The 25,116-nt window shown below is 65.1% G+C and carries 33 protein-coding genes; 27 read left to right on the forward strand and 6 right to left on the reverse strand.

Translation table 11 applies throughout. From position 1 onward, the window contains the following. The first annotated feature begins 10 nt into the window (after positions 1-10). The 24 genes from J0L98_RS09470 to J0L98_RS09585 all read left to right on the forward strand — a co-directional run bounded on the left by J0L98_RS09470 (position 11) and on the right by J0L98_RS09585 (position 14,367). A complete protein-coding gene (locus tag J0L98_RS09470) occupies positions 11-1,777 on the forward strand; it encodes a hypothetical protein (RefSeq protein WP_296411489.1) in 1,767 nt (588 codons plus the stop codon). Positions 1,778-1,924: 147 nt separating this feature from the next. Next, positions 1,925-3,124, forward strand: a complete 1,200-nt coding sequence (locus tag J0L98_RS09475; RefSeq protein ID WP_296411490.1) for an AAA family ATPase — start codon at positions 1,925-1,927, stop codon at positions 3,122-3,124. Between the two features lie 2 nt (positions 3,125-3,126). Then, entirely contained in the window at positions 3,127-3,549 is a 423-nt protein-coding gene (locus tag J0L98_RS09480; RefSeq protein WP_296411491.1) for a hypothetical protein, read from the forward strand. Continuing rightward, positions 3,546-3,983, forward strand: coding sequence for a hypothetical protein (locus J0L98_RS09485; RefSeq protein ID WP_296411493.1), 438 nt, complete (start codon positions 3,546-3,548; stop codon positions 3,981-3,983). The genes J0L98_RS09480 and J0L98_RS09485 overlap by 4 nt, the downstream gene beginning before the upstream one ends. Further along, positions 3,980-4,699, forward strand: coding sequence for a hypothetical protein (locus J0L98_RS09490; protein WP_296411494.1), 720 nt, complete (start codon positions 3,980-3,982; stop codon positions 4,697-4,699). Before J0L98_RS09485 ends, J0L98_RS09490 begins: the two co-directional genes overlap by 4 nt. Beyond that, on the forward strand, positions 4,696-5,013 hold the full coding sequence (locus J0L98_RS09495) for a hypothetical protein (protein ID WP_296411495.1): 318 nt from the start codon (positions 4,696-4,698) through the stop codon (positions 5,011-5,013). The genes J0L98_RS09490 and J0L98_RS09495 overlap by 4 nt, the downstream gene beginning before the upstream one ends. Next, positions 5,006-5,623 carry a DUF3164 family protein gene (locus J0L98_RS09500; protein WP_296411496.1) on the forward strand — a complete coding sequence of 206 codons (618 nt, stop codon included), beginning with the start codon at positions 5,006-5,008 and terminating at the stop codon, positions 5,621-5,623. Before J0L98_RS09495 ends, J0L98_RS09500 begins: the two co-directional genes overlap by 8 nt. Positions 5,624-5,631: 8 nt before the next feature. Next, entirely contained in the window at positions 5,632-6,057 is a 426-nt protein-coding gene (locus J0L98_RS09505; protein ID WP_296411498.1) for a hypothetical protein, read from the forward strand. After that, a complete protein-coding gene (locus J0L98_RS09510; RefSeq protein ID WP_296411499.1) occupies positions 6,054-6,296 on the forward strand; it encodes a hypothetical protein in 243 nt (80 codons plus the stop codon). Before J0L98_RS09505 ends, J0L98_RS09510 begins: the two co-directional genes overlap by 4 nt. Beyond that, complete coding sequence (locus J0L98_RS09515; RefSeq protein WP_296411500.1) at positions 6,289-6,519, forward strand: hypothetical protein; 231 nt, start codon at positions 6,289-6,291, stop codon at positions 6,517-6,519. The genes J0L98_RS09510 and J0L98_RS09515 overlap by 8 nt, the downstream gene beginning before the upstream one ends. Continuing rightward, positions 6,500-7,120, forward strand: coding sequence for a regulatory protein GemA (locus J0L98_RS09520; protein WP_296411501.1), 621 nt, complete (start codon positions 6,500-6,502; stop codon positions 7,118-7,120). Before J0L98_RS09515 ends, J0L98_RS09520 begins: the two co-directional genes overlap by 20 nt. After that, positions 7,117-7,551 (forward strand): Mor transcription activator family protein, encoded by a 435-nt coding sequence (locus J0L98_RS09525; protein ID WP_296411502.1) that lies wholly within the window; start codon positions 7,117-7,119, stop codon positions 7,549-7,551. The genes J0L98_RS09520 and J0L98_RS09525 overlap by 4 nt, the downstream gene beginning before the upstream one ends. Positions 7,552-7,562: 11 nt before the next feature. Then, positions 7,563-7,790: a hypothetical protein gene (locus J0L98_RS09530; protein WP_296411503.1), complete on the forward strand. Its 228-nt coding sequence runs from the start codon at positions 7,563-7,565 to the stop codon at positions 7,788-7,790. A gap of 21 nt (positions 7,791-7,811) precedes the next feature. Continuing rightward, the gene (locus J0L98_RS09535) at positions 7,812-8,075 is read left to right on the forward strand and encodes a hypothetical protein (RefSeq protein ID WP_296411504.1); all 264 of its coding nucleotides are present in this window, start codon (positions 7,812-7,814) and stop codon (positions 8,073-8,075) included. Between the two features lie 19 nt (positions 8,076-8,094). Continuing rightward, on the forward strand, positions 8,095-8,499 hold the full coding sequence (locus tag J0L98_RS09540) for a hypothetical protein (RefSeq protein WP_296411505.1): 405 nt from the start codon (positions 8,095-8,097) through the stop codon (positions 8,497-8,499). Positions 8,500-8,642: 143 nt separating this feature from the next. Then, positions 8,643-9,080 (forward strand): hypothetical protein, encoded by a 438-nt coding sequence (locus tag J0L98_RS09545; protein WP_296411506.1) that lies wholly within the window; start codon positions 8,643-8,645, stop codon positions 9,078-9,080. Continuing rightward, a complete protein-coding gene (locus J0L98_RS09550; RefSeq protein ID WP_296411507.1) occupies positions 9,064-9,285 on the forward strand; it encodes a hypothetical protein in 222 nt (73 codons plus the stop codon). The genes J0L98_RS09545 and J0L98_RS09550 overlap by 17 nt, the downstream gene beginning before the upstream one ends. A gap of 252 nt (positions 9,286-9,537) precedes the next feature. After that, complete coding sequence (locus J0L98_RS09555; protein WP_296411508.1) at positions 9,538-9,789, forward strand: TraR/DksA C4-type zinc finger protein; 252 nt, start codon at positions 9,538-9,540, stop codon at positions 9,787-9,789. Next, positions 9,786-10,163 (forward strand): hypothetical protein, encoded by a 378-nt coding sequence (locus tag J0L98_RS09560; protein ID WP_296411510.1) that lies wholly within the window; start codon positions 9,786-9,788, stop codon positions 10,161-10,163. The genes J0L98_RS09555 and J0L98_RS09560 overlap by 4 nt, the downstream gene beginning before the upstream one ends. Continuing rightward, positions 10,160-10,474, forward strand: coding sequence for a hypothetical protein (locus J0L98_RS09565; protein ID WP_296411511.1), 315 nt, complete (start codon positions 10,160-10,162; stop codon positions 10,472-10,474). Before J0L98_RS09560 ends, J0L98_RS09565 begins: the two co-directional genes overlap by 4 nt. A 1-nt stretch (position 10,475) precedes the next feature. Then, on the forward strand, positions 10,476-11,042 hold the full coding sequence (locus J0L98_RS09570) for a DUF3486 family protein (RefSeq protein WP_296411513.1): 567 nt from the start codon (positions 10,476-10,478) through the stop codon (positions 11,040-11,042). Continuing rightward, positions 11,042-12,466, forward strand: a complete 1,425-nt coding sequence (locus J0L98_RS09575) for a terminase family protein (RefSeq protein WP_296411514.1) — start codon at positions 11,042-11,044, stop codon at positions 12,464-12,466. The genes J0L98_RS09570 and J0L98_RS09575 overlap by 1 nt, the downstream gene beginning before the upstream one ends. A 2-nt stretch (positions 12,467-12,468) precedes the next feature. Further along, complete coding sequence (locus J0L98_RS09580) at positions 12,469-13,908, forward strand: DUF935 family protein (protein WP_296411515.1); 1,440 nt, start codon at positions 12,469-12,471, stop codon at positions 13,906-13,908. A gap of 3 nt (positions 13,909-13,911) precedes the next feature. Next, positions 13,912-14,367, forward strand: a complete 456-nt coding sequence (locus J0L98_RS09585; RefSeq protein ID WP_296411517.1) for a hypothetical protein — start codon at positions 13,912-13,914, stop codon at positions 14,365-14,367. Between the two features lie 196 nt (positions 14,368-14,563). Here J0L98_RS09585 and J0L98_RS09590 read toward each other — a convergent pair whose 3' ends face one another. After that, positions 14,564-14,767: a hypothetical protein gene (locus J0L98_RS09590; RefSeq protein ID WP_296411518.1), complete on the reverse strand. Its 204-nt coding sequence runs from the start codon at positions 14,765-14,767 to the stop codon at positions 14,564-14,566. Here J0L98_RS09590 and J0L98_RS09595 point away from each other — a divergent pair. From J0L98_RS09595 to J0L98_RS09605, 3 genes are read left to right on the forward strand one after another with little or no spacing between them, the layout of a single operon-like run. Further along, a complete protein-coding gene (locus J0L98_RS09595) occupies positions 14,766-15,590 on the forward strand; it encodes a phage minor head protein (protein ID WP_296411519.1) in 825 nt (274 codons plus the stop codon). The two genes, J0L98_RS09590 and J0L98_RS09595, sit on opposite strands and share 2 nt — an antisense overlap. After that, complete coding sequence (locus tag J0L98_RS09600) at positions 15,587-16,111, forward strand: phage virion morphogenesis protein (RefSeq protein ID WP_296411521.1); 525 nt, start codon at positions 15,587-15,589, stop codon at positions 16,109-16,111. The genes J0L98_RS09595 and J0L98_RS09600 overlap by 4 nt, the downstream gene beginning before the upstream one ends. Positions 16,112-16,150: 39 nt before the next feature. Further along, entirely contained in the window at positions 16,151-17,248 is a 1,098-nt protein-coding gene (locus J0L98_RS09605) for a phage Gp37/Gp68 family protein (RefSeq protein ID WP_296411523.1), read from the forward strand. A 699-nt stretch (positions 17,249-17,947) separates the two neighbouring features. Here J0L98_RS09605 and J0L98_RS09610 read toward each other — a convergent pair. From J0L98_RS09610 to J0L98_RS09630, 5 genes are all read right to left on the reverse strand, one after another. After that, a complete protein-coding gene (locus J0L98_RS09610; RefSeq protein ID WP_296411524.1) occupies positions 17,948-18,382 on the reverse strand; it encodes a heme-binding protein in 435 nt (144 codons plus the stop codon). A 101-nt stretch (positions 18,383-18,483) separates the two neighbouring features. Next, a complete protein-coding gene (locus J0L98_RS09615; RefSeq protein ID WP_296411526.1) occupies positions 18,484-19,749 on the reverse strand; it encodes a DUF1329 domain-containing protein in 1,266 nt (421 codons plus the stop codon). Between the two features lie 21 nt (positions 19,750-19,770). After that, on the reverse strand, positions 19,771-21,399 hold the full coding sequence (locus J0L98_RS09620; protein ID WP_296411528.1) for a DUF1302 family protein: 1,629 nt from the start codon (positions 21,397-21,399) through the stop codon (positions 19,771-19,773). A 91-nt stretch (positions 21,400-21,490) separates the two neighbouring features. Beyond that, positions 21,491-23,857: an MMPL family transporter gene (locus J0L98_RS09625; RefSeq protein ID WP_296411529.1), complete on the reverse strand. Its 2,367-nt coding sequence runs from the start codon at positions 23,855-23,857 to the stop codon at positions 21,491-21,493. Between the two features lie 57 nt (positions 23,858-23,914). Then, on the reverse strand, positions 23,915-24,970 hold the full coding sequence (locus J0L98_RS09630) for a YCF48-related protein (protein ID WP_296411530.1): 1,056 nt from the start codon (positions 24,968-24,970) through the stop codon (positions 23,915-23,917). Between the last annotated feature and the right edge of the window lie 146 nt (positions 24,971-25,116).

Here is a 25,116-nt window from a genome sequence, read left to right on the forward strand (position 1 = left end):
GGAGCGCGCCATGGGATCCCTGCAACCCTGCTCCATGGAAGCCATGCGCGACCTGGCCCGCCGCCTGGAGGACGCCGGCCACGGCGACCGCACGGCGCTGATCTCCGACGCGGCCGGCCACTACGGCATCAGCCGTCAAACCCTCTACCGCAAGCTCAGCGAAGTGGGCTGGACGAGCGGCCGCAAGGCCCGCGCCGACAAGGGCACCACCAGCGTGAGCGAGAGCGCCCTGGTGGCCCTGGCTGGCATGCAGAAGGTGGCCGTGCGCGACAACGCCAAGCAGACCCTGCATACCCCGCTGGCCGTGAGCCTGGCAGACACCAGCGGCATCGAAGTCCCCGTGGGCGCGACTCAGGTCAACCGGCTGCTGCGCGCCCGGCGGATGGATGTGAAGAGCCAACGCATGGAGCGGCCGGTTACCGATCTGCGGGCTCCGCACCCCAACCACACGCACCAGGTAGATCCGAGCCTGTGCCTGGTGTACTACCTGCGTGGCCACCAATACATCATGGACGAGCGCAAGTTCTACAAGAACAAGCTCGAGAACTTTGCCAAGGTGAAGCTCAAGGTGTGGCGCTACACCGGCTACGAGAAGGCCAGCGGCATCATCGGTGCGCGTTACTACGAGGCCGCCGGGGAGAACCAGCGCAACCTCTTCGACTTTCTCACCTGGTTGTGGAGCAAGAAGCCCGGCATCAGCTGGTGGGGCGTACCCAAGGTGTTGCTGTGGGACAAGGGCAGCGCCAACTCTGCCGGCGCCATCCAGAACTTTCTGCAGGCCCTGGAAGTAACTGCCATTGCCCACGAGGCCGGCAATGCGCGCGCCAAGGGTGGCGTGGAGAACGCCAACAACCTGGTGGAAACCCAGTTTGAAAGCCGGCTGCGCTTCTCGCCCGTCGATACCGTTGAGGAACTCAATGCCGCAGCGGAGCTGTGGCAAGAGGCCTACAACGCCAACAGCCTGCCCAAGCTGGATACCCGCATCCGGCGGGATGGCATCCCGCCCTCAGTGCGGTACGCCCTGTGGCAAAAGATCCGCGCCGAGCAGCTCCGCGAGCTGCCAGACATCGAGCTCTGCCGGGCCTACCTGCTGGGCAAGGAAGACACGCGCAAGGTCCGCCCGAACCTCACCATCAGCTACCGCCACCCGCAGGCGGACGCGGTGCACAAGTACGACGTGGATGCCCTGCCTGGCGTAGTGGCGGGCTGCGAAGTGGAGGTGCGCCCCCTGGTGTTCGGCCACCTGGCCATCCAGATCACCGTGCCCCGGTACGACGGCGAGGCGCTGCACTACCGCCTGGAGCCCACCCGCGAATACGACGAGTTCGGGCAAGTGCTCACCGCCCCGATCCCCGGCGAGTCCTACGCCAGCAAAGCCCACACCGACATCGAACGCGCCGCGCGCGCCATCGACCTTGCCACCTGGGGCACTGCCAACCGGGAAGAGGCCAAAAAAGCCAAGGACAGGGGCGACACGCCCTTTGCCACCACCACGCCCATCAACAGCCTGGCGCACCTGGCAGACATCCCCCGCGCCAACTGGATGCCGCGCAAGGGCACACCCATCGAGCTGGCTCACCGGCTGGTGGAGGAGCAGCCCCTGGGCGTGGCCGAGGCCTGCAAGGCGCTGATTGCCCGGGGCGTGGCCGGTGACGGCCTTTACCCCCGCATTGCCCAACGCTACCCGGAAGGTGTGCCCCCGGGCGACCTGGATGCCCTGGTGGCCGAGCTGCTTGGAAAGACTGCCACACCGCTACGCGCTGTAGCGGGTGGCTGAAGAAGGTGGGCCGCCCGGCTGGCACCGGACGGCCCGATTGGAGGGTTACCCCTCCGGTACATGCAAGGAGAAGTCTACATGAACCGCAATCACGGGAACACGGCCTTGGCTTGTGACGCCCCCCACGACCCCAGAAGGACCACGTACATGCCGCTGCGTTTGAAATCGATCCTGGTGGAACACGACCTGCGCCAGACCGACATGTGCGAGGCCGTCAGCCAGTTCAACGGCCGGCCGCTCAGCAAAGCCGCTGCCGGCCTGCTGGCCAACTGGGGCACCTGGCCCAAGCAGACCCCGCGCCACTCGATCGTGGAGCAGACCGTTGCGTGGCTGATCCGCCAGGGCGTGCCCCCGGCCAAGGCCGCCATGGCGTTTGAGATTGATGACGAGCAGGCCGAGCGCGGCAGCCCCGTTATCGGCGCCCCCCACCGCACCACCGAAGTGCCCGAAGAAAAAGACCCCACCCATATCGAGCCCGAAATGCTGACCGCCCAAGCCAAACGCGCCTTCTCCCTGTTCCGCGACCCCTTCATCGACGACGTGCAGGGCCCGGATGACCTCTACCTCTCCGCCGACCAGCGCTATGTGCGTGAGGCCATGTTTCAGGCGGCACGCCAGGGTGGGTGGCTGATGGCGGTGGTGGGCGAGTCGGGCAGCGGCAAGAGCACCCTGCGCCGCGAGACGCTGGACCGCATCAACCGGGAGAGCCAGCCGGTGGTGGTCATCCAGCCCCGCAACTTCGACAAGACCACGCTCAACGCACGCCACATCTGCGAGGCCATCCTGAGTGACCTCAACCCCTCGGCCAAGTCCGCCCGCAGCCTGGAAGGCATCGCCCGCCAGGTGGAGCGCAGCCTGATCGACAGCGGCCGTGCCGGCCAAAGCCATGTGCTCATCATCGAAGAGGCCCACGACCTCTCCATCCAGACCTTGAAGTACTTAAAGCGCTTCTGGGAGCTGGAGGACGGCTTCAAGCGCCTGCTCTCCATCGTGCTGATCGGCCAGCCCGAGCTCCGCAACAAGCTGGACGAACGCCGCTACCCAGACGCCCGCGAGCTGATCCGCCGCTGCGAAGTCGTCGAGCTGCTGCCCCTCGACAGCAACCTGGGCGAATACCTGACCCTCAAGTTCAAGCGCATCGGCCGCGACGTGTCCGAGCTGCTCGAGCAGGACGCCATTGACGCCATGCGCGAACGCTTGCGCATCGTCGGCCAGGGCTCCCACCGGGGCGAGTCCATCTCGACGTGCTACCCACTGGTTGTGAACAACCTGATGACGCGCTGCCTCAACGTGGCCGCACGCATGGGCGCCACGAGCGTCAACGCCGACATCGTCAAAGGGGCCTGACCATGCAACTCACCACCCACCGCCCCACCCGTGCCGGCTGGTACTGGGCCCAGATCCCCGGAAACCGGCCCCTGCAGCCCGTGCTGGTGTTTGAAGGGGGAGAAGGCTTCGGCCTGCTCTACACCTGGGACGCCATCGACCAGGACCACAGCGACGCCGACCGCGACGGCCTGCCCGTCGATCTCTCGGCCCCGTCCATGCTCTGGAGCGAGGCCCCCATCCCCGCACCCACCAGCCGGGCCGGCATGGCCCCGGCGCAGCGCGCCGTGCTGGGCATCGTCATGGCCTTTGGCCTGGGCGTGCTCGTCACCCTCGACCGGGCCGAGGCCGACACCGCCGCCCGCGTCACCGCTGTCATGCAGTCCTGCGCCGACCCGCTCCCTGCGGGCCGGGCCCTCATCGCCGCCCAAGGAGCCGAGCAATGAACGCCCCGCACCCCACGCCCCTGCGCCGCGACCGCAACGCCGACCGCGCCGAGGCCGAACGCCTGGTGGGCGAGCTGTACAAGCAGGTCACCCTTGTGAATGAGGCCGCCGAGCGCGAGACGAGCACCCTCGCCCTGGCAGAGCTCGTGCGCCTGAGCACCGATCTGCGCTTTGCCGCCGACCTGCTGTATGCCTACCAGGCCGGCCTGGCCGTGGCCGAGCCCGACCCGGTGACGGGCTGCTACCTCGTCGAGCGCATCGCCGTGGCCACTGCCCTGCCGGAGGTTTTCGAATGGGTGCTCGTCTGGTCAGATTGCGACCCCCACTCGCCGGCCTGGCTGGGCCTCTTTGACGGTCTGCAGTGGTGGTACGTAGATTCGGAGCCCGCCCTGGGCGTCACGCACTGGGCCTGGCGGCCGGGGGTGGAAGCATGAGCACCGACTTCCTGCCGCACTACACGCCGGACGAAATCCGCGCTGCGAAGGACATCGCAGTCTGGGCCGCGGCCACGTGCCGTAGCACCAATGCGCTGGCCCGCATGATCGGGGGCAGCCAGGGCACCCTGCGCGCTGTGCTCCGCGGCGCCTATAAGTACCCGCCCCGCCCCATCCTGGCGCGGCTGCTGCACGCCGCCGGGCAGCGCCTTCCCAAAGGCTGGGATGCGCTGCTGCCCGACTCGGCTGCACCGGATACCGCCGTGCCGGACACACAGATTTATGTGCCCGACACACAGAAATCTGTACCCGCACCAAAGCAGATCTGCTCGCGGGGTGCCGCAGATCGTCCGGCAATGACTTCCTGGGAGCCCGGCGCGAGCATTGCCTCGGCATCAGCGGAGCGCGTGGCCATCCTCAAGGCACTCAGCAAGAGCTGCAGCCAGGCGCCCATGCCCGAAGCAGATCTGCTTACCCGGGTGGGCAACACCCAGCGGGTCAAGGGCGCCCTTGAAGCACTGATTGCAGAGCGCGAAGTCATGGATGCAGTTGTGATCGTGGGTGGTAAGCGCACAACAGTGCTTTACCCCGTGGGGCGCCTGCCCGTTGCGCGCCCGGGGCCGAAAGTCGGCGCCAAGAAGAAGGGCCGGGGCGCAGCCATCAGCATCCCGCCCAGCACCCGGGCCGGCGGCGGCAAAGGGAGCCCGCAACCATGAGCCGCCTCCGCAATATCGAGTCCGACATCGACGCCCTGCGCACCGCCGTGGCCGAATTGCGCGCAGCCGGCGCCGAGATCCTCTCAGCACGGGTGGTGCACGACGGCCCGCCCGAGATCCATCTCTACCGCGCCCCCACGCTCTTCAATTCCGGCGGCCCGATCTACGTCAAATCCGAATCCGGCGACTGCACCCACCGCGCCATGCAGTACCGCGGCTGTGAGCTCGTCTGGATCACCCCCATCCCCATGCCCGGCCAGGCGCCGCGGCAGTTTCCTCCTCTCAACAACATCAGGACGCCCCACCATGGCTGACACCGCAATCCCCGAAGGCTACCTCCTCAACCCCGCCGGTCACCTCGTGCCCCGCGAGCAAGTGCGCGAGCAGGATCTGCTGCGCGACCAGGTTGCCACCGAGCTGGCCGACCGCGCCCTCAACATCCACCATCAGCTCAAAGCCTTCAAGGCCCGCGCCCTGGCCGACATTGCCGACCTGGTGTCGGTGTCCGCTGAAAAGTACAAGGTGGCGATCGGCGGCGAGAAGGGCAACGTCACCATCACCACCTTTGACGGCAAGTACAAAGTGGTACGGGCCTACGCCGAGCGCATCACTTTCACCGAAGAGATCGAGGCCGCCAAGGCCCTGATCAACGCCTGCATCATCCGCTGGAGCGAGGGCGCCAACGACAACATCCGGGCCCTTGTCGACAGAGCTTTTCGCACAGACAGCAAGGGCCAGATCAAAACAGCCGCCGTGCTCGAGCTGCTGCGCCTGGAGATCACCGACGACGAGTGGGAGCGGGCCATGGACGCCATCCGCGACAGCATCCAGAGCACCGGCACTTCGGTGTATGTGCGCGTGTATCAGCGTATCGATGGCACCGACCAATACCGCGCCATCTCCCTCGACCTGGCAACCGCGTGAGGCCCGACATGGATACCAACTGGAAATCCGTACCCACAAAGATGACGCCAGAGATGCGCGCGGCCGCTGCGGCTGCAGGCCGGGAGTACATGGAGGAAACCGGGGGCAACAACATCGATGTGATGTGGGCCGCAGCCCTCGAAGCCGCTCCGGCGCAGAGCGTTTCCCATGAAGTCGAAGTCATTGTGCGAGACGCAAACGCTACGTACCGTGCCGCGCCCAAAGCCACCCCCGCCGCCGAAGCCGCGGGCCTCAGGGGCATATCCACGACCTGCACCATGGGCTCCAGGCAGGCAGTCATAGCCCTGCTCAAAAAATCCACTCGACCGCTCGACGTCACCGGCGCCCAGATCACGGCCATGCTGCCCGAGGCCGGCGACCGGTACGGTGTCAGCCGCTTCCACGTCATCGTCAACGAGGAGCCCCGCAAATGACTCCTACCCATCTCAAGCTCGCCATCCTCAATCGCGGTCGCGTGATGATCATCGATGAGCCCATCCCCAACCAGCCGCAAGCCATCGCCGACGTCGCATCGGGGTGCGCGCTGCTCCACAACAGCTCCCGCCGCGCCATCCACTTCCAGCTCCGCCACCCCGACGATGGCCGCGTGGTGATGGTCATGGAGCACGGCGCAAAAACGTTTCAGACAGCCCAGGGGTATCGCCATGGCTGACGACAAAGACATGAACATCGGGGATCACCTTTCCGTCGGCCATGCACTACACCAGGAGACCGGCGAGCACGCTGTATTCATCCATATACGTGATGGCGAGGAGACGATTGCGAAGTCCATGATGTCCCCCACCACCGCCAGAGCCATCGCCGAAGATCTGCTTTACTTTGCTGCCGCCGTTGATGCTGCCCAGGAGGCTGACAATGCCATCCATCGCCACTGAACACATCCGCGCCAGCAAGATCCGCATGATCCAGGTCGCCAAGCGCCAACTGGCCATTGAGGATGCCGACTACCGCGCCGCAATCGGCCGGGCCGTGAAGGGCAAGTCGAGCTGCTCAGACTGCACCACACTGCAGCTCGACCGGGTGATTGACGAGCTCAAGCGCCTGGGCTTCAGGCCCCGCAAGCCGGCCAACGCAAAGCCCAAGCCAGAGCGCCGGCCCCTCGACACCTCGGCCGATGCGTCGAAAGCGCGGGCCGTTTGGCTACTGCTTGCCGAACTCGGCGCCTTGCGCGACCCATCCGAAGCAGCTCTCAATGCTTACGTGTGCCGCCAGACCGGGGTAGATGACCTGGCCTGGGTGCGCGACATGGCCCCCGTGACAGAAGGCCTCAAGGCGTGGGCTGCCCGCTTGCTGCCCGCGGCCCTGCAAATCCGGCTGGATGCGCTCAAGGCGGCAAAACTGTTGGTGCCCGGCGATACGGTGGCTGACGTCATCCAACGCGCGGCCCCAACCCGCCGGCCCGACACCTTCGATGCGCTGTGGTCCGCTTGGGAGCGCCTGGCCATTATCGCCAGCGCACAGGTGGGCGAAAAATGAACCTGCCCCCGGTGATCCGCGATCTGGCGGCCCTGATTGGCATCGAGAACGTCATGGTGCTGCTGGACCACCACATGCTCGGCTGCGACTGGCGCATTAGCAAGACTCGCGACAGCGAGTGGTACAGGGAGTGGTCAGACGTGCTGGGCGAGGGCCCGACCGACGTGGTGATGCGGGCTTGGGGTGGAGAGGTGGTCTACTTCGCGAACTGCGCAAAAGTCATCCAGCAAGAGCGCGATCGCGCGATGGTCGCCCAGTACGACGCCCTGATTGCCGATGGCCTCTCTACCCGCGCCGCCCGGCGGACCCTGTGCCGCAAGTTTCGGCTGTCGGACAAACGGGTACGCCTCATCGTCAACGGCGCACCGCCACCGGTTACTCAAGGCCCGTCGATCCTGACGAACGAGCAGTTGGACATGTTTGGATTTTGATGGAGGCAACGATGGGACAAGCAAAAAGAAGAGGCAACTACGAGCAACGAGTCGCGTCAGCGCTTGAACGTATCACCGCCGAACGCCATGCAGCTCGAGAGCGACATGAAGCCAAAAGGAAGCAGATGACGGTCGTGATTGATCAACGACAACAGCAACATCAAGAGCAACGCTCGAAGCATCACCGGATGATCACTGTTCAAATGATCGGGCTGATGCTTGGGATGAATATGAAATAAGCGAAGAGCGAGGATTGAATCATGAGAATCAACGTTTATAGCCAAGAGCTGACCCACGAAGTACTGCTGGTCGAGAAGCCCAGCAATACCGGTGTGACCTACCACGCGGCCCAACTGATTTTGCACTCATCTGAGAGGCTACATCACCCCCCGGCTGACGATGATCGTAGTGCCGTGACCTTCTGGCTGCCTAAATCTCCAGGACGAAGAGAAGAAATGGCGCGGGCCTTCGAGCGCATTGCTGAGATTTTTAGGACCGCCCCGTCCGAAACCGGCCTGGATTGAAATGAAAATGAAGCAAATCATGAGCGAGTTTTTCGACTCAGCCATTCGAATCGAACAGATCATCCATATCGGAACAATGTGCATGGATGATGCATGGCCCGACATCGCGAGCGAGGCGTTTGAATCTGACGCCGAAGACGTCTTTAAAGCCATAGGAATCTGTTGCCCCGATCAGGACGATACCGAAGAGTGGAGTCAGGCGCTGCGCGATGCGTGCAAGATGGGCTGGCTCGTTCAGTTCGCGACACCGGTACCAAGCAGGATTCTAAAAGACAGCTACTCCTTCTCCTGGGGCTACTATGCCACTTGCTGGATCTACGACGACGACTTTGGTAACGCGTGCACGAAGGCCCTAAAGTGGCATGAGGAATTCATCGCAGAGAAGAAGGCGAAAGCCAAGTCCATCCCGAACGACGAACAGTAAAGCAATCCTTGTCAGTTCCCCCCAAAGCCCCGCCCTTGAGCGGGGCTTTGTCATTCTGGGGGCGCCTTCCCCCAGGGCAAGCCCTCCGCGCGCACGCGAAGATGGGGCACAACGCAATCAACACCCATCAGGAGCCGCCCAGAATGAGCATCCGTTTTACCCTCAAGTTCACCGACGCTGGCCCGTGCGACGACGATCTGATCGTCAGCGCGCACCACGTTGACACCACGGGCGGCTGGTTCGAGCACCCCATCCGCGATCACAAGCTGCGCGTCGACCATCCCGAGCACTTGCTCGCCCACGTCGCCCTGGGGTTTGTTGTGCATCGGGGCAATCGCAACATGCTCACGCTGTTGATATCCCACGACGATCCGGGCATGGCCCACGGCCTTGAGGTGGTTTGCATCAGCCCCGAGCCCGGTGAAGCCCTGCTGCCCGGCGCCGACGCCCCGGCCCCCGCAGCAGTTGTCGACCGCTTTGTGATCAAACCGGGTCGCCGGGACGTGCTCCCCGTGTTTTGCAGCCACGTGCGCATCCGCGAAGTGCTCATGAGCGAGGTGCCCCATGCCGAGGGCAACTAAACAGGCCAGCAAGATCTGGTGGCGCAGCCGAACGCTCCAGGTCAATGCGCTGGCGGCAGGGCTGGTGGCCCTCGAAGCCGGCACGGGGCTGCTCCAGCCCCTGGTGGGTGATCGCTTTTATATGGCGGTTGCGGTGGGGTTGCCCGTCATTAACGCAATGCTGCGCGTGGTGACACGGCAGGCGCTCACCCGGCGGAGGGGCTGATGTGCGCTACACCTGGCGCGCCGCCCTGGTTGCCGCTGCCCTTGTTCTGGCCCTGGCTGTGGGCCGGGGCTTGTACGACGGCATATATGAGAGCGGCCGGCGTGCGTGCGCCAATCAACACACCCAACTGGCGGACGCCGCTGCTCGCAGAGCATGTGCGGCGGCTGAAGCTCAGGCAACCCGAAACCTTGCGACCGCAAAAGCGCAAACAGCGGCGTGCCTCGCCCGCCTGACTCACCTCGATATCGCACCATGACCGACACCGCCGACCGCGCCGCCCAGCGCGAAGCCGAATTCACCGGAGACGCCCTCGAGGCGCATCACAGACACAACCCCACCGCGGGCAAGACGGTGGCAGACAGCGCACGCGAGTGCGACGGCTGCGGCTGCCAGATCCCCGAAGCGCGCCGCGCCGCGGTGCCGGGCGTGCGCCTGTGCACCGAGTGCCAGGAAGACGCCAACTGGATTGCCGATGCGGCACGGCGGAATGGGAGGCGGGGATGAACGTTGTGCAGCTGGATCTCTGGCACCTCATCACGCTGCTGCTGGCTTTTTTCGGGGCAGTCGCGGGCTTCGGAAAGCTCTTGCTCGGCCAGGTCGAGAAACGCCTGGTTGAACGCTTTGCAGCCCAGGACGCGGCGCGAGAGGTGACGCAGAAACACTGGGACGACCAGTTCGACAAACTTGAACGGGCTTCCAAGGAAGAGTCGGGCCACTGGCTTCAGATCGAACGGGATCTGATGAGCCTGAAAGCAGACCTGCCCGTGCAGTACGTGCGCCGCGAAGACTACGTGCGCAACCAGACCGTCCTCGAAGCCAAGCTCGACGCCGTGGCCGTCCGCATCGAAAACATCCAGCTCAGGAGCAACAACGCATGACGATTGATCAAGCCAAGGTCCGGCGCGAAGGCATGCGCTGGAACATCCTCAACACGCTGGACAAGGCCCGGCCCTACACCACCAACGAGCAGTTTCTCGGCGACGTACTGCGCGCGATCTACCCGGACGTGACGCCCGACGAGACGCGCAAGCAGCTCGACTACCTGGCCGACCGCAAGCTGGTTGACCTGCGCAAGGAGCCCAGCGGAACCTGGTTCGCCGACCTGACACGCTACGGCGTGGACATCGTGGAATACACGGTGGATTGCCAGCCGGGCATTGCCCGCCCGGTCAAGTACTGGGCCGGCTGACATGGCTCCCCGCGCCAAGATCGAGGGCCTGCCCGAAGACGTGCGCCGCTGGCTGGAGCGCGCGCTCACCGGCGGCGGCTTCTCCGGCTACGAAGCCCTGGAGGGCATGCTCCGCGACAAGGGCTACCAGATCAGCAAGAGCGCCATTCATCGCTACGGGCAGAAAATCGAACGGCGTTTTGCGGCCATCAAGGCCAGCACCGAGGCCGCCCGGATGCTCACCGAGGGCGCGGCAGATGACCAGGATGCACGCTCGGAGGCAGTGATTGCCCTGGTGCAGACCGAGCTGTTCGACAGCATCATCAATCTGCAGGAGGCCAGCGAAGAAGATCTGCCCGCAGAGGATCGCATCGGCCTGCTCTCCGCTGCTGCGAAGAACATCGCCACGCTCACCCGGGCGTCGGTCAATCTCAAGAAATTCCAGTCCGAGATGCGCGCGCAGATCGCGAAGGAAGAGCGCGAGCGGCTGCTCGAAGAGCAGAAGGCCAAGCTCGACGCCATGGGCAGTAAGGGCGGCGTGACGGAAGAGACCAAGCGGGCGATCCGCGAGGCACTGGGGATCGTGTAATGGCCAAGCTCAAGGGCCGCGCCAAGATCATCCCGGCCAACCCCGATGCCATCTTTCTGCCGTTTCAGTCCAAGTGGATCAAGGACACGTCGCGCATCAAGCTCATGGAGAAGTCGCGCCAGATCGGTATCAGCTGGTCTACGGCCTATGGATCCGACGAGCGCACGGCCGCACAAGGGGCCCGCCACGATGAGTGGGTGAGCAGCCGTGACGACATTCAGGCGCGGCTCTTCATCGAGGACTGCAAGCTGTGGGCCGGCATCATGAACATGGCCGCCAAGGATCTCGGCGAAGTCGTCATTGATGCGGAGAAGAAGCTGAGTGCGTACGTGCTCCAGTTTGCGTCCGGCAAGCGCATCCACAGCATGTCAAGCAACCCCGACGCCCAGGCCGGCAAGCGCGGCAGCCGGATTCTGGACGAATTTGCCCTGCATGCTGATCAGCGAAAAATGTGGGCAATTGCCTACCCGGGTATCACCTGGGGTGGCTGCATGGAGCTGGTGAGCACGCACCGCGGATCGAACAGCTTCTTCAACGGGCTGATCCGGGAGGTGCGCGAGAAGGGCAACCCCAAGCGCATCAGCCTGCACCGCGTGACCCTGCAGGACGCCCTCGACCAGGGTTTCCTCTACAAGCTCCAGCAAGCTCTCCCGGAGGATGCGGAGCAGCAGGAGATGGACGAAGCCGCCTACTTCGACTTCACCAGGTCCGGCGCCGCCGACGAAGAATCGTTTGATCAGGAATACATGTGCATTCCGGCGGACGACGATAGCAAGTTCATCGAGTACGAGCTGATCACAGGCTGCGAGTACTTGGCCGGAATGCCTTGGGAGCGGGATGTTTCCGACACCTTTGCCGGGCCGCTGTATTGCGGCGTGGACATCGGCCGAAAAAAGGATCTGACCGTTCTCTGGGTGGTGGAACGCCTGGGCGACGTGCTCCACACCCGCGCTGTCATCCCGATGGAGAAGATGCGCAAGAGCGCACAGGAGGCGATCCTCTACCCCTGGTTTGCCCGCTGCGAGCGGATCTGCATTGACGCCACCGGCCTGGGCATCGGATGGGCGGATGACGCCCAGGACAAGTTCGGCACCAGCCGCGTTGAGGCGGTAACCTTCTCCGCCCAGGTGAAGGAAGCACTCGCTTACCCGCTCAAGGGCGCGATGGAAGACCGCAAGCTCCGCATCCCTGACGACCCCCTGATCCGTGCTGATTTGCGCAAGGTCCAGAAGGTCACCACTGGCGCCGGGAACATCCGCTTCGTCGCAGAGAGCACGCCCGATGGCCACGCCGACCGCTTCTGGGCGTTGGCCCTGGCCATTGAAGCCGCCTCCACGGCATCCGGCCCCGTCCATGTCGGCAGCCATGCCACAAGCCACCCCCGCCACGCCTCCCACTCCCGCACCGACCTCTCGGGCTACTGACAATGGCACGCCTACTCTCCGACGAAATCGCAACCCGCGCCCGGTCGCTGGACTTCACCTTCGGCAACATGCTGCTGCCCAACCCTGACCCGGTGCTGCGCGCCCGTGGCCAGCACATCCGCGTGTATCGCGATCTGCGTGTCGACGCCCACGTCGGCGGCTGCGTCCGGCGCCGCAAGAGCGCCGTCAAAGCGCTCCAGTGGGGGCTGGACCGCGGCCAGTCGCCGGCCCGCGTGCACAAGAGCATCGAGAGCCTGCTGGCCGACCTGCCCATGGACCAGATCATCGGCGAGGCGCTCAACGCCGTTTTGTACGGCTACCAGCCCATGGAGATCATGTGGCAGTCCCGCGGCGCCATGTGGGTGCCCGAGAACGTAGTGGGCAAGCCCCCGGAATGGTTCGGTTTCGACACAGACAACCAGCTGCGCTTCAAGACCCGCGACAACCAGCTGCAGGGCGAGCTGCTGCCCGATAGAAAGTTTTTGCTGCCCCGGCAGGACGCGACCTACGACAACCCCTACGGGTTTGCCGACCTATCCATGTGCTACTGGCCCATCGTGTTTAAGAAGGGCGGGCAGAAGTTCTGGCTGCGCTTCTCTGAAAAGTACGGCGGCACATTCATGGTCGGCAAGCTCCCCCGCACGGCCGAACAGTCCGACCACGACAAGCTGCTCGAGCAGCTCGACGCGCTGATCCAGGACGGCGTGGGCACCATCCCCGACGACGGCAGCGTCGAGCCCCTGGAGTCCGGCTCCAAGGCCGCAAGCGCCGATCTGTACGAGCGCCTGGTGATGTTCTGCCGCAGCGAAGTATCCATCGCGCTCACCGGCACAAACCAGACCACCGAGGCCAACAGCAACAAGGCCAGCGCCAGCGCCGGGCTGGAAGTGGCCGATGACCTCCGCGACGGCGACGCCGAGGTGATCACCGAGGCGGTGAACACCCTGATCAAGTGGGTGGTGGAGCGCAACTGGGCCAGCGCCCAGGCTCCGCGCTTCGAGATGTGGGATCAGGAAGCCAAGGACAAGCTGCAAGCCGACCGCGACGCCAGCAACGCCAAGGCCGGGGCCAAGTTCACAAACAAGTACTGGATGCGCGCCTACGGCTACGAAGAGGGCGACCTCGCCGAGTCCGCTCCGCCCGCAACCGCGCTTGCAGCACCGCCCCTCGCGCCGGTGTCATTCGCCGAATCCGGTACCGCAGACCCCACCCCGGTCACCCGCCTGGCGACCCAGCTCGCCGAGCAAGCCGGCCCCGCGTGGAATGCAGTACTCGACCAGGTGCGCACCCTGGTCGCCAGCGCCGACAGCCTGGCCGCGCTCGACCAGGCCCTGCTCAACGCGTTTTCCGAACTGCCCGGCGACCAGCTGGCGAGCGTGATGCAGACGGCCTACCAGGTGGCGGAGTTGGCGGGGCGGTTTGATGTGCAGAGCGAGGGTTGAATCATGGCTGAACTTATCTTGACCGAAGAAGAGAAGGCCGCAGCGCTTTGGAGTGATCTGTCTGACGAAGCGCTGGGCAAACTGGTGAAGAAGAAAATTGCATTTCTTACTGCGGCGGCCGATCAGCTTGACCGCACAACCACCTTCGCTGCGGCGCTCCTGCTCTGCTGCAGCGCCGCCGAGAACAACAGTAAGTCGATGATGTTTGATATCGAGGGCGTGACGCAGGGGCATCGCGAATTTGGCGACTGGACGGTCAAGGTCGAAAAGCGAACTCACCCCCCAGAAATCAAGCCTGGTTCGTTAGTTGTGTACATGGGCGCCACCTATGAAGCCGTGGGCTACGGCGACATGCCCGGCACGTTCGACATCGTCCTGTACCCCGACTGTATGGCTGGAGACCGGTTTCGCAACGTGCCCGCCAGCGCCCTGAAACTCACATCGAAGAGCGGGGAATGATGAACACACAGATCGTCGGTGGCCACGTGGCCATCGTTCTCGCAATCGCCTTGCTGATCACGCTCGTAGCACTGCTGATCCATCGCTTCCGCGCCCGCCGCAAGGCCCGCCAAGCCCCCGCACCCGCGCCAGCGCGCCACAGCCGAAGCGGCCCCGTGGGGTCGAATTCATTCGACCACTCCGCCGGCCGCAGCACCTACCCGGCGTCATCGTCACCCGACGACAGCTTCCCAACACCGGCCATGCTCTGGTCCCGCACAAGCGCCCCGGAGCTCACCGGTGGCGGGGGCGAGTTCTCGGGCGCTGGCGCAAGCGGAAGCTGGGACAGCCCATCGTGCAGCAGCAGCTCCGACAGCAGCTCGTCGAGCAGCTGCAGCTCTTCATCGTCCGACTGATCCATGACCCCCTCCGCCCGCATCGGCTTCAACCAGCCTTTCCCCGAGCAGCTCGCTTTCTTTTCCAAGAAGGTCAGCCTGCCCACGGATGCCTTGGACGCCATCACCAAGGCCCAGCACGATCACGCCTTCGTCGTGGCCGGCGCCATGCGGGCAGATCTGCTCAACGACCTGCATGAGGCCGTCACCCAGGCCATCGCCGAGGGCGGCACAATCGCTCAGTTCCGCACCCAGTTCGATGAGATCGTTTCCCGCCACGGCTGGGAAGGCTGGGTCGGGTCCGACAGCAAAGCCGGCCGCACCTGGCGCACCCGCGTCATCTACCAAACCAACATGGCCACCAGCTACAGCGCCGGCCGCTGGGCCCAGCTCAACGATCCGGATCTGCTCGCCGAGCGCCCCTACTGGCGCTACGTCCACGCCGATGGCGTCGCAAGCCCGCGGCCGCTGCACCTGGCCTGGGGCCAATCCCGCCTCACGCTGCCCCACGACCACCCCTGGTGGAAAACCCACTACCCGCCCAACGGCTTCGGCTGCCACTGCTACGTGATCGCCGTCCGCGGCCCCAAGCCCGGCGATGCCACCCTACCGCCCATCGGCTGGGACGCACTCAACAGCCGCACCGGCGAGCTGCCCGGCATCGACAAGGGCTGGGGCTACGCCCCCGGCGCCACCGCCGCCGATCCGCTCGGCCTGGCGCGCGTCGTCGCAGACAAGTCCCGCAGCCTGCCCTTCGAGCTGGCCGCCGACTTTCTCGCCGAGGTGAAGGGTGGAGTAGAGCCAGGCCTGTGGGCCGAAGTCGAACGCTACTTGGCCAGCACCCGATGACCGCCTTTGACGTCACCATCCGCGACTCGGCCGCCCAGGCCGTCCTCGATCAGCTTGCACAGCGCGCAACCAACTTGCGCCCGGCGCTGCTCGAGATCGGCGAAGACATCCTGGCGATCACAAAGGGCGCCTTCGCCGCCAGCACAAGCCCCTGGGGCGAGCGCTGGGCCCCCAACACCGAGGCCACCATCCTGGCCCACCTGGCAAAGTTTTCGGGCAGCTACAGCAAGCGCACCGGCCGCATCACCGCCGCCGGCTCCCGCCGCACGATCAACAAAAAGCCCCTGATCGGCGAGACCCGCTCGCTCGTCGGCGAGATCTACAGCCGAGTAGACGGCAACACGCTCACGGTTGGCAGTCCCATGGTCTATGCCGCCATCCATCAATTCGGCGGCCGCGCCGGCAAGGGCAAAAAGGTCGAGATCCCCGCACGCCCCTTCCTGCCCGCCGAAGACACCGGCGGCCTCGCCCCGGTGGCTCAGGCGGCAGTGATGGACGTGCTGGAGCGCTGGCTGACATGAGATTTGCGGCGTCAACGTCGCATAGACAATGGAGAAAACATGGCTGACAAGAGCAAGATCGAATGGACTGATGCCACCTGGAACCCTGTTACTGGATGCGCAAAGGTCAGCCAGGGCTGCAAGCACTGCTACGCCGAGAGGGAGTGGCCACGCATGACGAAACTGGTGCCTGCCTATGCTGGCCGCGATTTCACAGACGTTCGGACCCATGGCGACCGGCTTGATCAGCCTATTCGCTGGGCGAAGCGTCGCATGATCTTCGTCAATAGCATGTCCGACCTATTCCACCCGGCGGTGTCGGATGACTTCATTGACTGCGTAGTAGGTGTCATGTGGGCATGCCTGTATGGTCGCAACGAGCAGCCCGGCCACGTGTTCCAGGTACTGACGAAGCGCGCTGACCGCATGCGCGCCTACTTCAACTCCGACCGACGTGAAGCATGGGCACGTGCAGCAGTTAATTACGGCGGCGGGATCGATCCGGACAGCCTGTGGGATCAGATCATGGACTTTGACGGGCCGCACCCGCGCATCTGGCTCGGTGTCAGCGTCGAAGACCAAGCGGCGGCAAACGAGCGCATTCCGCTGCTTTTGGACACCCCAGCCGCTGTGCGCTGGATCAGTGCTGAGCCACTTCTGGGTTCGGTCGATATTTTCTCGACAATGACCGGAGAGCTTCTACACACCAGCGGAAACGAGTTTGACCCTGGGTGGCTGAACTGGATCGTCGTCGGCGGCGAGTCCGGCCCGAAAGCCCGGCCGATGCACCCTGCGTGGGCTCGCAGCTTGCGCGACCAGTGTGCTACTGCTGGAGTGCCCATGCTGTTTAAGCAGTGGGGTGAGTGGGTTCCTCGGAGCGACTGCTATCACACGTTCGATGACGGGAAATCCCTGGCCGACATTGACCCCGGCGCAACGCGCTGGCCGTGCATCCGACTGAATGAAAACGGCGGCGACGGGAATCGATTGGAGGATGAAGATGGGGGAGACAGCGCCTATATGCAGCGTGTTGGCAAGAAACTCGCTGGCCGCCTCCTCGACGGCGTGCAGCACGACGGATATCCCTTCGACCACTCAGGCTCCCGGATTCGAAACCCCGAGAGCGCATCCCCCGAAACTAGTGAGAATTTGCTCTGAATCTAGATCGGCCCGCCGTTTAGCCCCGCTAAACATCGTTTCATGTTCGGTCCCTCGACGTCCCGCCTGATCCCGCCTCATCCCGGGTTTATCTCAGGATTCCCCGGTGACTTATCTCGTTCCCCTTCATACCCCGCTGTCGCGCCCCCTGCGGGGGTGCCCTCTTTCCGGGTCCGTCAGGCGGGGTCTGCGCAAACTCGCCCTGCGGGCTCAGACATGCGCAGCCCTTTTTCCGCCTGCCGAACCCTCCAGTCGGCGCGCCAGAGGGGAAAGAAGATGCAGGTGATCAACGGTCAGTGCCCGACTCAATTTCCGCAGGGGCTCGGTGTATCCGAAAAGCCCGTTCCGACCCGCCGAGCAGCGCACCAGCGGGCGGGGAAGTCCGGCGCGGCTGTCTGAGCCCGAAGGGCGAGTTCCGCGCCGGCCGCCTGCTGGGAGCAGCGCAGGGGAGTCATTCGCGCAGCGAATGACCGGGGTGGCCGGGTCGCCTTCTTTGCTGACTTTCTTGGCGACGCAAGAAAGTCAGTCGCCCGCCGGGGGCGGAGGCGGGGTTTCGCGGAGCATGCTCCGCGCCGCCGTAGCCGGCCGGGTGTGCAAACCCGGCCGTGGGAAGATCCCGGCCAACGATACGCCAAACACGGGAAATCCACGCAGCACAGGCCCATTGAATGCACTCGCCCCCACGGGGTGGGTCCATCCTCACCCCCGCAGTGCGGCCAGTCCCGCCTCGGCGCACTTTTCATCTTCCTCCACGCTGCCCCCCGACACACCGATGGCGCCGATCACTTCGCCGTCCACGTCCACCGGAAACCCGCCGCCGAACACCACCAGGCGGGGGCGCTGGAGGATGTTGTGTTGGACGAGGGGCGGGTGGGGGGCGAGGGCGTCGGTCCATTGGGAGGTGGGCATGCGGGCGCTGGCGGCGGAGTAGGCCTTGTCCAAGGCCGTCTGGCTGGAGAACAGGGAGGCCTCGGGCATGCGCAGGAAGGCCATCAGGGTGCCGTGGCGGTCCACCACGGCAGCGTTCACGTGGATGCCCAGGCGCTCGGCTTCGTCGAGGGCGGCGGTGGCCAGGCGCAGGGCGGCGTGGCGGCTGATGTTGCGTTGGATGACGTGGGTTGGCGCGCTTTCCATGGGGATGTCTCCGGTGGCGGCAGCCGGCTGCCGCAGACAAAAAAACGGGGCGCCTTCCGCTGAGGGATGGCGCCCCGGTCAATGCAGACGGGTGGGAGGGATCAGCGACCGGCGCCCTGCAGGGTCTGCAGCGAGACGTCGGACTCCTTCACCCCCGGCGGGTTGGTCTTCCAGGTGGCGGTGTCGATCAGGGACACCGTGGCGTGATTGCGCTGGAAGTCGATGATCGCGCCGGCGGCGGTGCGGATGTCCAGGAAGCCGTCCTCGGCCTTGCCCGGGAAGGAGTGCCATTCCATGAACTTCCAGAACTCGCCCTTGCGGTTGTAGGCCTCACCGTAGTGGATGCGCGGGAACTGGGTGTCGATGTAGAGGATCTTCTTGCTGTAGGGGTGCTCGGACGGAGTGGTGGCCTCCACCACGTACACTTCCCGCGGCTCGAAGTTGTTGTTGTTCATGTTCCAGTAGGGTGGCTTGTTCTCAAGCACCGGGTACTTCTTCTCGAAGCCGTCGCCCTTGGAATTCCACAGGGGGTACTTGCTGTGCATCACCGCCAGCACGTGGCGCTTGCCCAGCAGTTTGTAGCCCTTGTACCAGCAGGGGCGGGCGTTGAAGATCTCCAGATCATCCTGGAGCTGGTCGGAGGAGCCCACCGGGTCCATCCAGGCGCCGCCGGACAGGCGGCGCACGCGGCGTACGGCCGGCACGTAGGCCCACACGTCGTTCACCTTCACCGAGTCGTACTGGATGGTGAAGGTGCCGATGCCCTTCATGTCCGACGGGGCCTTGAAATACAGCAGCTGGCGCCCGCGCTGGGTGCCGTCGCCCTGGGTGGCTTCGCCGGACAGGCGGCCCTTCATGGCGTAGCGGGTGAATTCGGCGATGGGCTCGGCGTGCACACCCTTCTGACCGTCGATCAGCACCTGGGTGTAGAAGGGCACGATGGCCACGTCACCGACCAGCTGGCCCAGATGCCAGTTCCAGACGATCTTCTCGGCGGCCTGGGGGTCTTTCATGTCGATATTGGGGAAGGGCTGGCCGGCGCTCCAGCCGTCGATCTGGCAGCTTTCCGCATTGATCTTGGTCTTGCCCGCATTGGCTTCCGAGGCCTTCAGCCACTTGGGGTCGAGCTTGACCTTCTGGGACTTGGCGAGCGGCAGCTTCCAGCCGTTGTTGCGGATGCGCCATTCCATCTTTTCCGTCAGCAGGCTGGCGATGGTGTGGCCTTCGAAGGTGTCGTTCTTGACCTTGTCGATGTTCTCGGCCGAGATGATGGTGCCCGGCGGGAGTTCTGCGGCAAAGGCGCTGCTGATGGAAAGGGCGAGCACCGTTGCGCAGGCGCCGAGCAGGGGATGTTTGCGTGTTGCCATGGTCATAGCTCCGAATGGGGGTCAGAAGAGGTAGGTCAGGCTGGTGTAAAGCTGGTCGCGCTTGTGGAAGTAGCCGAAGAGGCTGGCGCTGTCGCAGACGGCCACGTTGCCCGCCGGGCACTTGTTCAGATCACGGTGTTCGTCGTTCCAGAACTTGTCGTACTCCACTTTCCAGCGCCAGTTCTTGTTCAGTTCCATGGTCACCGAGGGCACGATGAAGCCGCCGGCATAGGTCAGGTCGGTGCCCACCACCAGGTTGGGCTTGAGCCGGCCGCTGTCGTAGGAGAGGTCGAAGATCGCGGTCAGCAGCAGGGAGTGCTCCTTGGTGAGCTGGCCGGCACCCACCGCGTTGAGCAGGCGCTCGCCCTTGTCGTAGTCCATCAGCCACTTGTCGAACAACTGGACGGAGAAGAACATGGGTTTCTCCGTGCCCAGCCATTCCTGGGTGGCGGCGATGTTCTTGTCCATGCGCACCATCCAGGCCACCAGATCCTTGCGCTTGATGCCGTCAAAGCCCGGCGCCACGGCCTGGGACAGGGGGCCGGCCAGCGCGCCGTTCTGGAACTGGTAGGGGGCGTCCTTGATGAAGGCCACTTCGGTGCTGAACACGGCATCGGCCCAGGCGGCATAGCCGCTGGCGGTGGCGCCGAAGACATCCACGGTGGGGTAGATCAGGTCGCCGGCTACGCCCAGGCTGTCGGGCCGCCCGACGGTGGTCACGCCCGACGATACGCCCGGCAGGCCGAACAGCTTGAGGGTGCTGGCCGCGTTGAGCAGGGGGTTGTTCCAGTAGGTCTTCAGGTAGGAGACGGAGTAGTTGACGTCCTTGGCCAGGCCGGTCCAGCGCACGCCGCCGGTCACCTTCCGGGAGTCGCCCTTGGGGTTGCGGAAGTCGTAGGGGTCGATGTTGCGGAAGTCCACGCCCACCACCGACTGGCTGGACCAGCGCCCGCCATACACGTCGAGCTCGTTGCCGATATCCGACTTGCGGTCCCAGCCGGGGCGCACGAACATCTCCACGCCGCCATCCAGCTCGGGCACATCCACATTCATCTTGGCGATGATGCTGGCCTTGCGCAGCTCCTCGTTGGCGGGCTCCAGGAAGGAGCGCCAGGTGTAGTCAAAGCCGTGCACCAGGTCGTTGGCGGCGAAGAAGTCGGTCTCGCCCCACACCACCTGCTGCTTGCCCAGGCGCAGGCGGACGCGCTCGCTCACCGGGAAATCCACGTACATCTCGCGGATCACGTCGCTGATGTCGTTCTTGTTGTAGAGGGCCATGATGTCGCCACGCCCGCTGGTCGAGCCGTAGTTGTAGGCGCCCATCTTCTCCAGGTGGTTCAGGAAGGACGTCTTTGCTTCACCCACCGCCCGCAGCTTGGTGACCACCGACACGTCCCGCACCGGCGTCCAGTCGATGTTGATGCGGGCCGTCGAGCGGGCCATGGAGAGCTTGCCCCGGTCGTTGTAGTTGGGGGTGTCCTTCCAGTTGGCGGTGTTCCACGAGAACTCCTGGCGCAGGAAGCCATCGAGTTTGACCTCGCCCGGCTCCCCGGCATTGGCGGTCTGGACGGCCGCTGCGAGCAACAGGCTTGCCGCCACGCATTGAGGCCTGCAGACATGCTGCTTGTTGCCTGTGTTTCCAATTGTCATGCTCTTCTCCTGGGTTGCTGGGGGTGGCGCCGGAGATCCGGCGGATTGGGGGGGCGGCGGGCGCACGCTGGCGGCCCGCCGGGAACCGGGCTCAGTGCGCTTGGCTGAGGACCTTGGCCAGGACGGGCTTGTCCTTGCGTCCGAAGATGAAATCGGGACGGAACACGTAGATCACCGAGGGCATCACGAACAGCGCCGACATCGCCGAGATGCCGAGCCAGATGGCCATCAGCAGGCCCATCTCGGCCTGGAAGCGCAGGGACGAGGCCCACCACAGCAGGGTGCTGAGGATCAGCACGCTGGCGGTGACCAGCACGCCCATGCCGGCCGAGTGGAGGGCGGTGCGGATGGCGTTCTCGGGGCTGGTGCCGATGGCGATCTCTTCCTTGATGCGGTCGGCGATGTAGAAGGCGTAATCCACCCCCAGCCCGATGCCCAGGGCGGCCACCGGCACGGTGTTGATGCTCATGCCGATGTCCTTCCAGGCCATGAAGGCGAAGGTGAGGGTGTTGGAGATGATCACCGGCACCATGAAGAGCATGCCGGCCACGGTGGAGCGATAGACCACGGTGCAGATGATCATCAGCACCAGCAGGGCCAGGGCCACACCCTCGATCTGGCTGGCCAGGATCACCTCGTTCATGGCCGCGGTGATGCCGATCAGCCCGCCCGCAAGTTGCCATTCGCCGGCCTGCAGCGGATTGCGCTCGATGAACTCCTTGATGCGGGCCATGGCCGTGCGGATCGTCTCGCCCTGGCGGTCCCGGAACATCAGGGTGATGGCGCCGTTGGCGGCCGGCCCATCCACGAAGCGGTCCATGTCGCCCGGCTCCGAGACGGATTCGAGAATGGCCAGCAGGCTGCCGTTGATGGCTGCCGTGGCCCCCAGCTCCTCGTAGCGGGGGTTGCCTTCGCGCAGGGTGCTGTTGAGCACCGGCACCACGTCGGCGATGGAAATGGAGCCGCCGATCTCGGGCTGCACTTCCATGAAGCGCTGGAAGCGGTTCATGGCCTGCAGGATCTCATTGCTCTTGACCAGCCCGTCCTTGCCGTCTTCACCGACCACCACGAACATCCGGTCCACCCCATCAAAGCGCTGATTGATGGCGGTGGAGTCCTGGTTGTAGGTGGCTTCGGGCCACAGGATCGGCGAGCCCGGGTTGGCATCGCCGACCTTGAGCTTGAGGGCGTAGAAGCCGGAGCTGAGCAGCACCACCACGCTGCAGCCGATGACCACATAGCGGAAGCGCGACAGGGCCATCCACAGGCCGAAGTCCAGCACCTTGCGCAGCAGCGGGGCCAGATCGACACCGTGGGCCGTGCCCTGGGGCTTGCGGATCCACGACAGCAGCACGGGGGTCAGGATCACCGCGCTGATGGTCAGGGTCATCACCCACACCACCGACAGCAGGGTCAGCTTCTGCAGCATGGGGATCGGGCTGAGGGCAACCACCGCCATGCACGCCGCGTCGGCAATCACCCCCACCATGCCGGGGCGGAACAGATCCACCAGGGCGATGTGGGCCGCCTGGCGCGAGGTTTCGCTGCCGTCGGCGATGTGCTCCAGCTCGTCATCGAAGCGATTGACGATCTGCACCGAGTGGGACACCGCCCGGGAGGTGATGAGCATGGCCACCACGATGACCAGGGGTTCGAAGTGGATGCCCAGCAGATTGCAGATGCCCAGGGCCCAGGTGGCGCTCACCGCGCCGGCCAGCAGGGGCAGGATCACCCCGCGCCAGGTGCGCAGCAGCAGGAAGAGCATGGCCAGGGTCAGGGCCAGGGCGGTGGCCACCAGCTTCAGCGTCTCGGGCAGGTAGTGCTCCACCCAGCCGTAGAGGATGGGCGCGCCCACCACCCGCACGCCGACCCGGTCGCTCTCCACCTTCTTCACCAGGGCGCCGATCTCCTCGAAGACCTTGGTGTAGTCCACCTCCCGGTCGATGAAGTCCACGGTGATCAGCGTGGCCTGGAGATCCTTGGAGACGAAGGGGCCATACACCAGCGGATTGCGCAGCACCGCCTGCTTGAGGGCGGCCAACTCTTCGGCGTTGGCCGGCAGCTCGGGCCACATCAGCGGCCGTGTCTCGATGCCGTCGGTGGAGGCGCGGACTTCCTTGAGCTTCTTCGACGCCAGGGAGGTGATCTGGAAGGGATTGACCGCCGAGACTTCCCGCAGCCCCAGGGTCAGGGTGCGGACCTTCTCCAGCACCTCCATGTCGAAGATGTCGCCCTTGTCCACCTCGAGCATGATCGTGACCATGTTCGAGCCGCCGAAGGTGTCCTTGAACTTCTGGTGGGTCTGCACGTACTCGTGGCGGGACGGGAGCATGTCCTCGAACACGGTGCGCACTTCGATGCGCAGGGCAAACCAGCTCAGCGCAACGGTCAGGAAGGCAATCACGCCTGCCACCAGTGCGCGCCGACGCATGCAGAATGCGGCGATTCTTTCAATCATGATGGTGTATCCCGGACAGGTGATGAAAGGTGGGGGAAGGGGGCGGCGTCGCGGGGCTCAGCGGCCGATGGGCTGCCAGCGCTGGCCATCCCAGCGGCCGATGTTGGCGCCGGCGAGCCAGGCCTCCCCGCCGACGGGCAGGATGCGGGTGTGCCAGGCCAGATCCCGCTCGTCCAGACGGCCACCCTGCCAGTCAATGGCGGGCGCAGCGGCCTTTACCCAGGCGCCGAGGGCACCCACCCCCAGCCAGCGCTGCGTGGGCTCATCCCAGGCGATGTCAAAGAGGTGGGAATGGCTGTCCTGTTTCTGCCGTTGCCAGGTCCGGCCGCCGTCGGCGGTGCTCAGCACCACACCTTCCAGGCCCACGGCCACGCCGTCCCTGCCATTGCGGAAGGCAACGGCCATCAGGGAACTCGATACGGGAACCTCGGGCGTCAGCCAGGTGCTGCCCCCATCCGGGCTGACGAGGATGCGGCCGAATTCGCCCACCACCACCAGGCCACCGCCGGGCAGCAGCGCCGCGTCGTTCCAGGCCACGTCCTCCTCGTCACGCAGGCGGGTCCAGCTCGCCCCGTAGTCCTTGCTGTGGAGCAGGGCGCCCATCTCACCGGTGGCGACGGCCTTGCCCTCCGCCGAGACCCGGATGCGGGTGAGCTTGTTGGCCACCGTTGAACGGGGCACGCCCTCCACGCTCTTCCAGTGCTGGCCCCCATCGGCCGTGGTCAGGATCACCCCGTCGTTGCCCACCGCCACGCCATGGCGCTCATCCCAGACCGCAATGTCCTGCAGCGTCTGGTCGGTCGGGATGGCCAGCACCCGGGCGTGTCCCTGGTCGTCGATGGCGACGATCTTGCCGCCCGTGCCGGCGACCCACACGCCGCCGCCGGGGGCTGGCGCAATGCCGTAGTAGTGATCGCGCCGTTCGAGGACGGGTGGCTGCACCGTGCCACCCACCGGTTGGGGCTTGATGAACAGGCCCGCCCACAGCAGCCCGCTGATGATCAGCCACGGCACACTCGATACCACGACCTTCACGGTGCCGCTCCGCAGGCGGGAGGGCCGGGTGTCCGGGGCTGCGAGCGCCGGCTCCACAGTTGATGAAATGCGATCCATAGGTCGTCTATCCAGTTTGGCGAAGGAAGCCCGCGGAATCGGGCCACCAGAACATGGCGTCAATCTAAGGATCGGAGGGGGGGGTGACTATCCAGCAAGCGCAGGGACTGTCCACTGGACGCAGGGGATTTTCGGGGGAGGGTGCG

The sequence above is a fragment of the Zoogloea sp. genome (assembly GCF_017302315.1).
Taxonomy (GTDB): Bacteria; Pseudomonadota; Gammaproteobacteria; order Burkholderiales; family Rhodocyclaceae; genus Zoogloea.

Excerpts from the sequence above, each read along its gene's own strand:
- J0L98_RS09525 (WP_296411502.1), top strand. The coding sequence starts at position 7,117 with ATGAACCTGCCCCCGGTGATCCGCGATCTGGCGGCCCTGATTGGCATC.
- J0L98_RS09600 (WP_296411521.1), top strand. The coding sequence starts at position 15,587 with ATGACCGCCTTTGACGTCACCATCCGCGACTCGGCCGCCCAGGCCGTC.
- J0L98_RS09620 (WP_296411528.1), bottom strand. The coding sequence starts at position 21,399 with ATGACAATTGGAAACACAGGCAACAAGCAGCATGTCTGCAGGCCTCAA.
- J0L98_RS09470 (WP_296411489.1), top strand. The coding sequence starts at position 11 with ATGGGATCCCTGCAACCCTGCTCCATGGAAGCCATGCGCGACCTGGCC.
- J0L98_RS09540 (WP_296411505.1), top strand. The coding sequence starts at position 8,095 with ATGAGCGAGTTTTTCGACTCAGCCATTCGAATCGAACAGATCATCCAT.
- J0L98_RS09510 (WP_296411499.1), top strand. The coding sequence starts at position 6,054 with ATGACTCCTACCCATCTCAAGCTCGCCATCCTCAATCGCGGTCGCGTG.
- J0L98_RS09485 (WP_296411493.1), top strand. The coding sequence starts at position 3,546 with ATGAACGCCCCGCACCCCACGCCCCTGCGCCGCGACCGCAACGCCGAC.
- J0L98_RS09520 (WP_296411501.1), top strand. The coding sequence starts at position 6,500 with ATGCCATCCATCGCCACTGAACACATCCGCGCCAGCAAGATCCGCATG.
- J0L98_RS09625 (WP_296411529.1), bottom strand. The coding sequence starts at position 23,857 with ATGATTGAAAGAATCGCCGCATTCTGCATGCGTCGGCGCGCACTGGTG.
- J0L98_RS09565 (WP_296411511.1), top strand. The coding sequence starts at position 10,160 with ATGACGATTGATCAAGCCAAGGTCCGGCGCGAAGGCATGCGCTGGAAC.
- J0L98_RS09585 (WP_296411517.1), top strand. The coding sequence starts at position 13,912 with ATGGCTGAACTTATCTTGACCGAAGAAGAGAAGGCCGCAGCGCTTTGG.
- J0L98_RS09495 (WP_296411495.1), top strand. The coding sequence starts at position 4,696 with ATGAGCCGCCTCCGCAATATCGAGTCCGACATCGACGCCCTGCGCACC.
- J0L98_RS09575 (WP_296411514.1), top strand. The coding sequence starts at position 11,042 with ATGGCCAAGCTCAAGGGCCGCGCCAAGATCATCCCGGCCAACCCCGAT.
- J0L98_RS09500 (WP_296411496.1), top strand. The coding sequence starts at position 5,006 with ATGGCTGACACCGCAATCCCCGAAGGCTACCTCCTCAACCCCGCCGGT.
- J0L98_RS09605 (WP_296411523.1), top strand. The coding sequence starts at position 16,151 with ATGGCTGACAAGAGCAAGATCGAATGGACTGATGCCACCTGGAACCCT.
- J0L98_RS09515 (WP_296411500.1), top strand. The coding sequence starts at position 6,289 with ATGGCTGACGACAAAGACATGAACATCGGGGATCACCTTTCCGTCGGC.
- J0L98_RS09530 (WP_296411503.1), top strand. The coding sequence starts at position 7,563 with ATGGGACAAGCAAAAAGAAGAGGCAACTACGAGCAACGAGTCGCGTCA.
- J0L98_RS09480 (WP_296411491.1), top strand. The coding sequence starts at position 3,127 with ATGCAACTCACCACCCACCGCCCCACCCGTGCCGGCTGGTACTGGGCC.
- J0L98_RS09505 (WP_296411498.1), top strand. The coding sequence starts at position 5,632 with ATGGATACCAACTGGAAATCCGTACCCACAAAGATGACGCCAGAGATG.
- J0L98_RS09560 (WP_296411510.1), top strand. The coding sequence starts at position 9,786 with ATGAACGTTGTGCAGCTGGATCTCTGGCACCTCATCACGCTGCTGCTG.
- J0L98_RS09490 (WP_296411494.1), top strand. The coding sequence starts at position 3,980 with ATGAGCACCGACTTCCTGCCGCACTACACGCCGGACGAAATCCGCGCT.
- J0L98_RS09615 (WP_296411526.1), bottom strand. The coding sequence starts at position 19,749 with ATGGCAACACGCAAACATCCCCTGCTCGGCGCCTGCGCAACGGTGCTC.
- J0L98_RS09475 (WP_296411490.1), top strand. The coding sequence starts at position 1,925 with ATGCCGCTGCGTTTGAAATCGATCCTGGTGGAACACGACCTGCGCCAG.
- J0L98_RS09590 (WP_296411518.1), bottom strand. The coding sequence starts at position 14,767 with ATGGATCAGTCGGACGATGAAGAGCTGCAGCTGCTCGACGAGCTGCTG.
- J0L98_RS09550 (WP_296411507.1), top strand. The coding sequence starts at position 9,064 with ATGCCGAGGGCAACTAAACAGGCCAGCAAGATCTGGTGGCGCAGCCGA.
- J0L98_RS09595 (WP_296411519.1), top strand. The coding sequence starts at position 14,766 with ATGACCCCCTCCGCCCGCATCGGCTTCAACCAGCCTTTCCCCGAGCAG.
- J0L98_RS09570 (WP_296411513.1), top strand. The coding sequence starts at position 10,476 with ATGGCTCCCCGCGCCAAGATCGAGGGCCTGCCCGAAGACGTGCGCCGC.
- J0L98_RS09535 (WP_296411504.1), top strand. The coding sequence starts at position 7,812 with ATGAGAATCAACGTTTATAGCCAAGAGCTGACCCACGAAGTACTGCTG.
- J0L98_RS09580 (WP_296411515.1), top strand. The coding sequence starts at position 12,469 with ATGGCACGCCTACTCTCCGACGAAATCGCAACCCGCGCCCGGTCGCTG.
- J0L98_RS09545 (WP_296411506.1), top strand. The coding sequence starts at position 8,643 with ATGAGCATCCGTTTTACCCTCAAGTTCACCGACGCTGGCCCGTGCGAC.
- J0L98_RS09610 (WP_296411524.1), bottom strand. The coding sequence starts at position 18,382 with ATGGAAAGCGCGCCAACCCACGTCATCCAACGCAACATCAGCCGCCAC.
- J0L98_RS09630 (WP_296411530.1), bottom strand. The coding sequence starts at position 24,970 with ATGGATCGCATTTCATCAACTGTGGAGCCGGCGCTCGCAGCCCCGGAC.
- J0L98_RS09555 (WP_296411508.1), top strand. The coding sequence starts at position 9,538 with ATGACCGACACCGCCGACCGCGCCGCCCAGCGCGAAGCCGAATTCACC.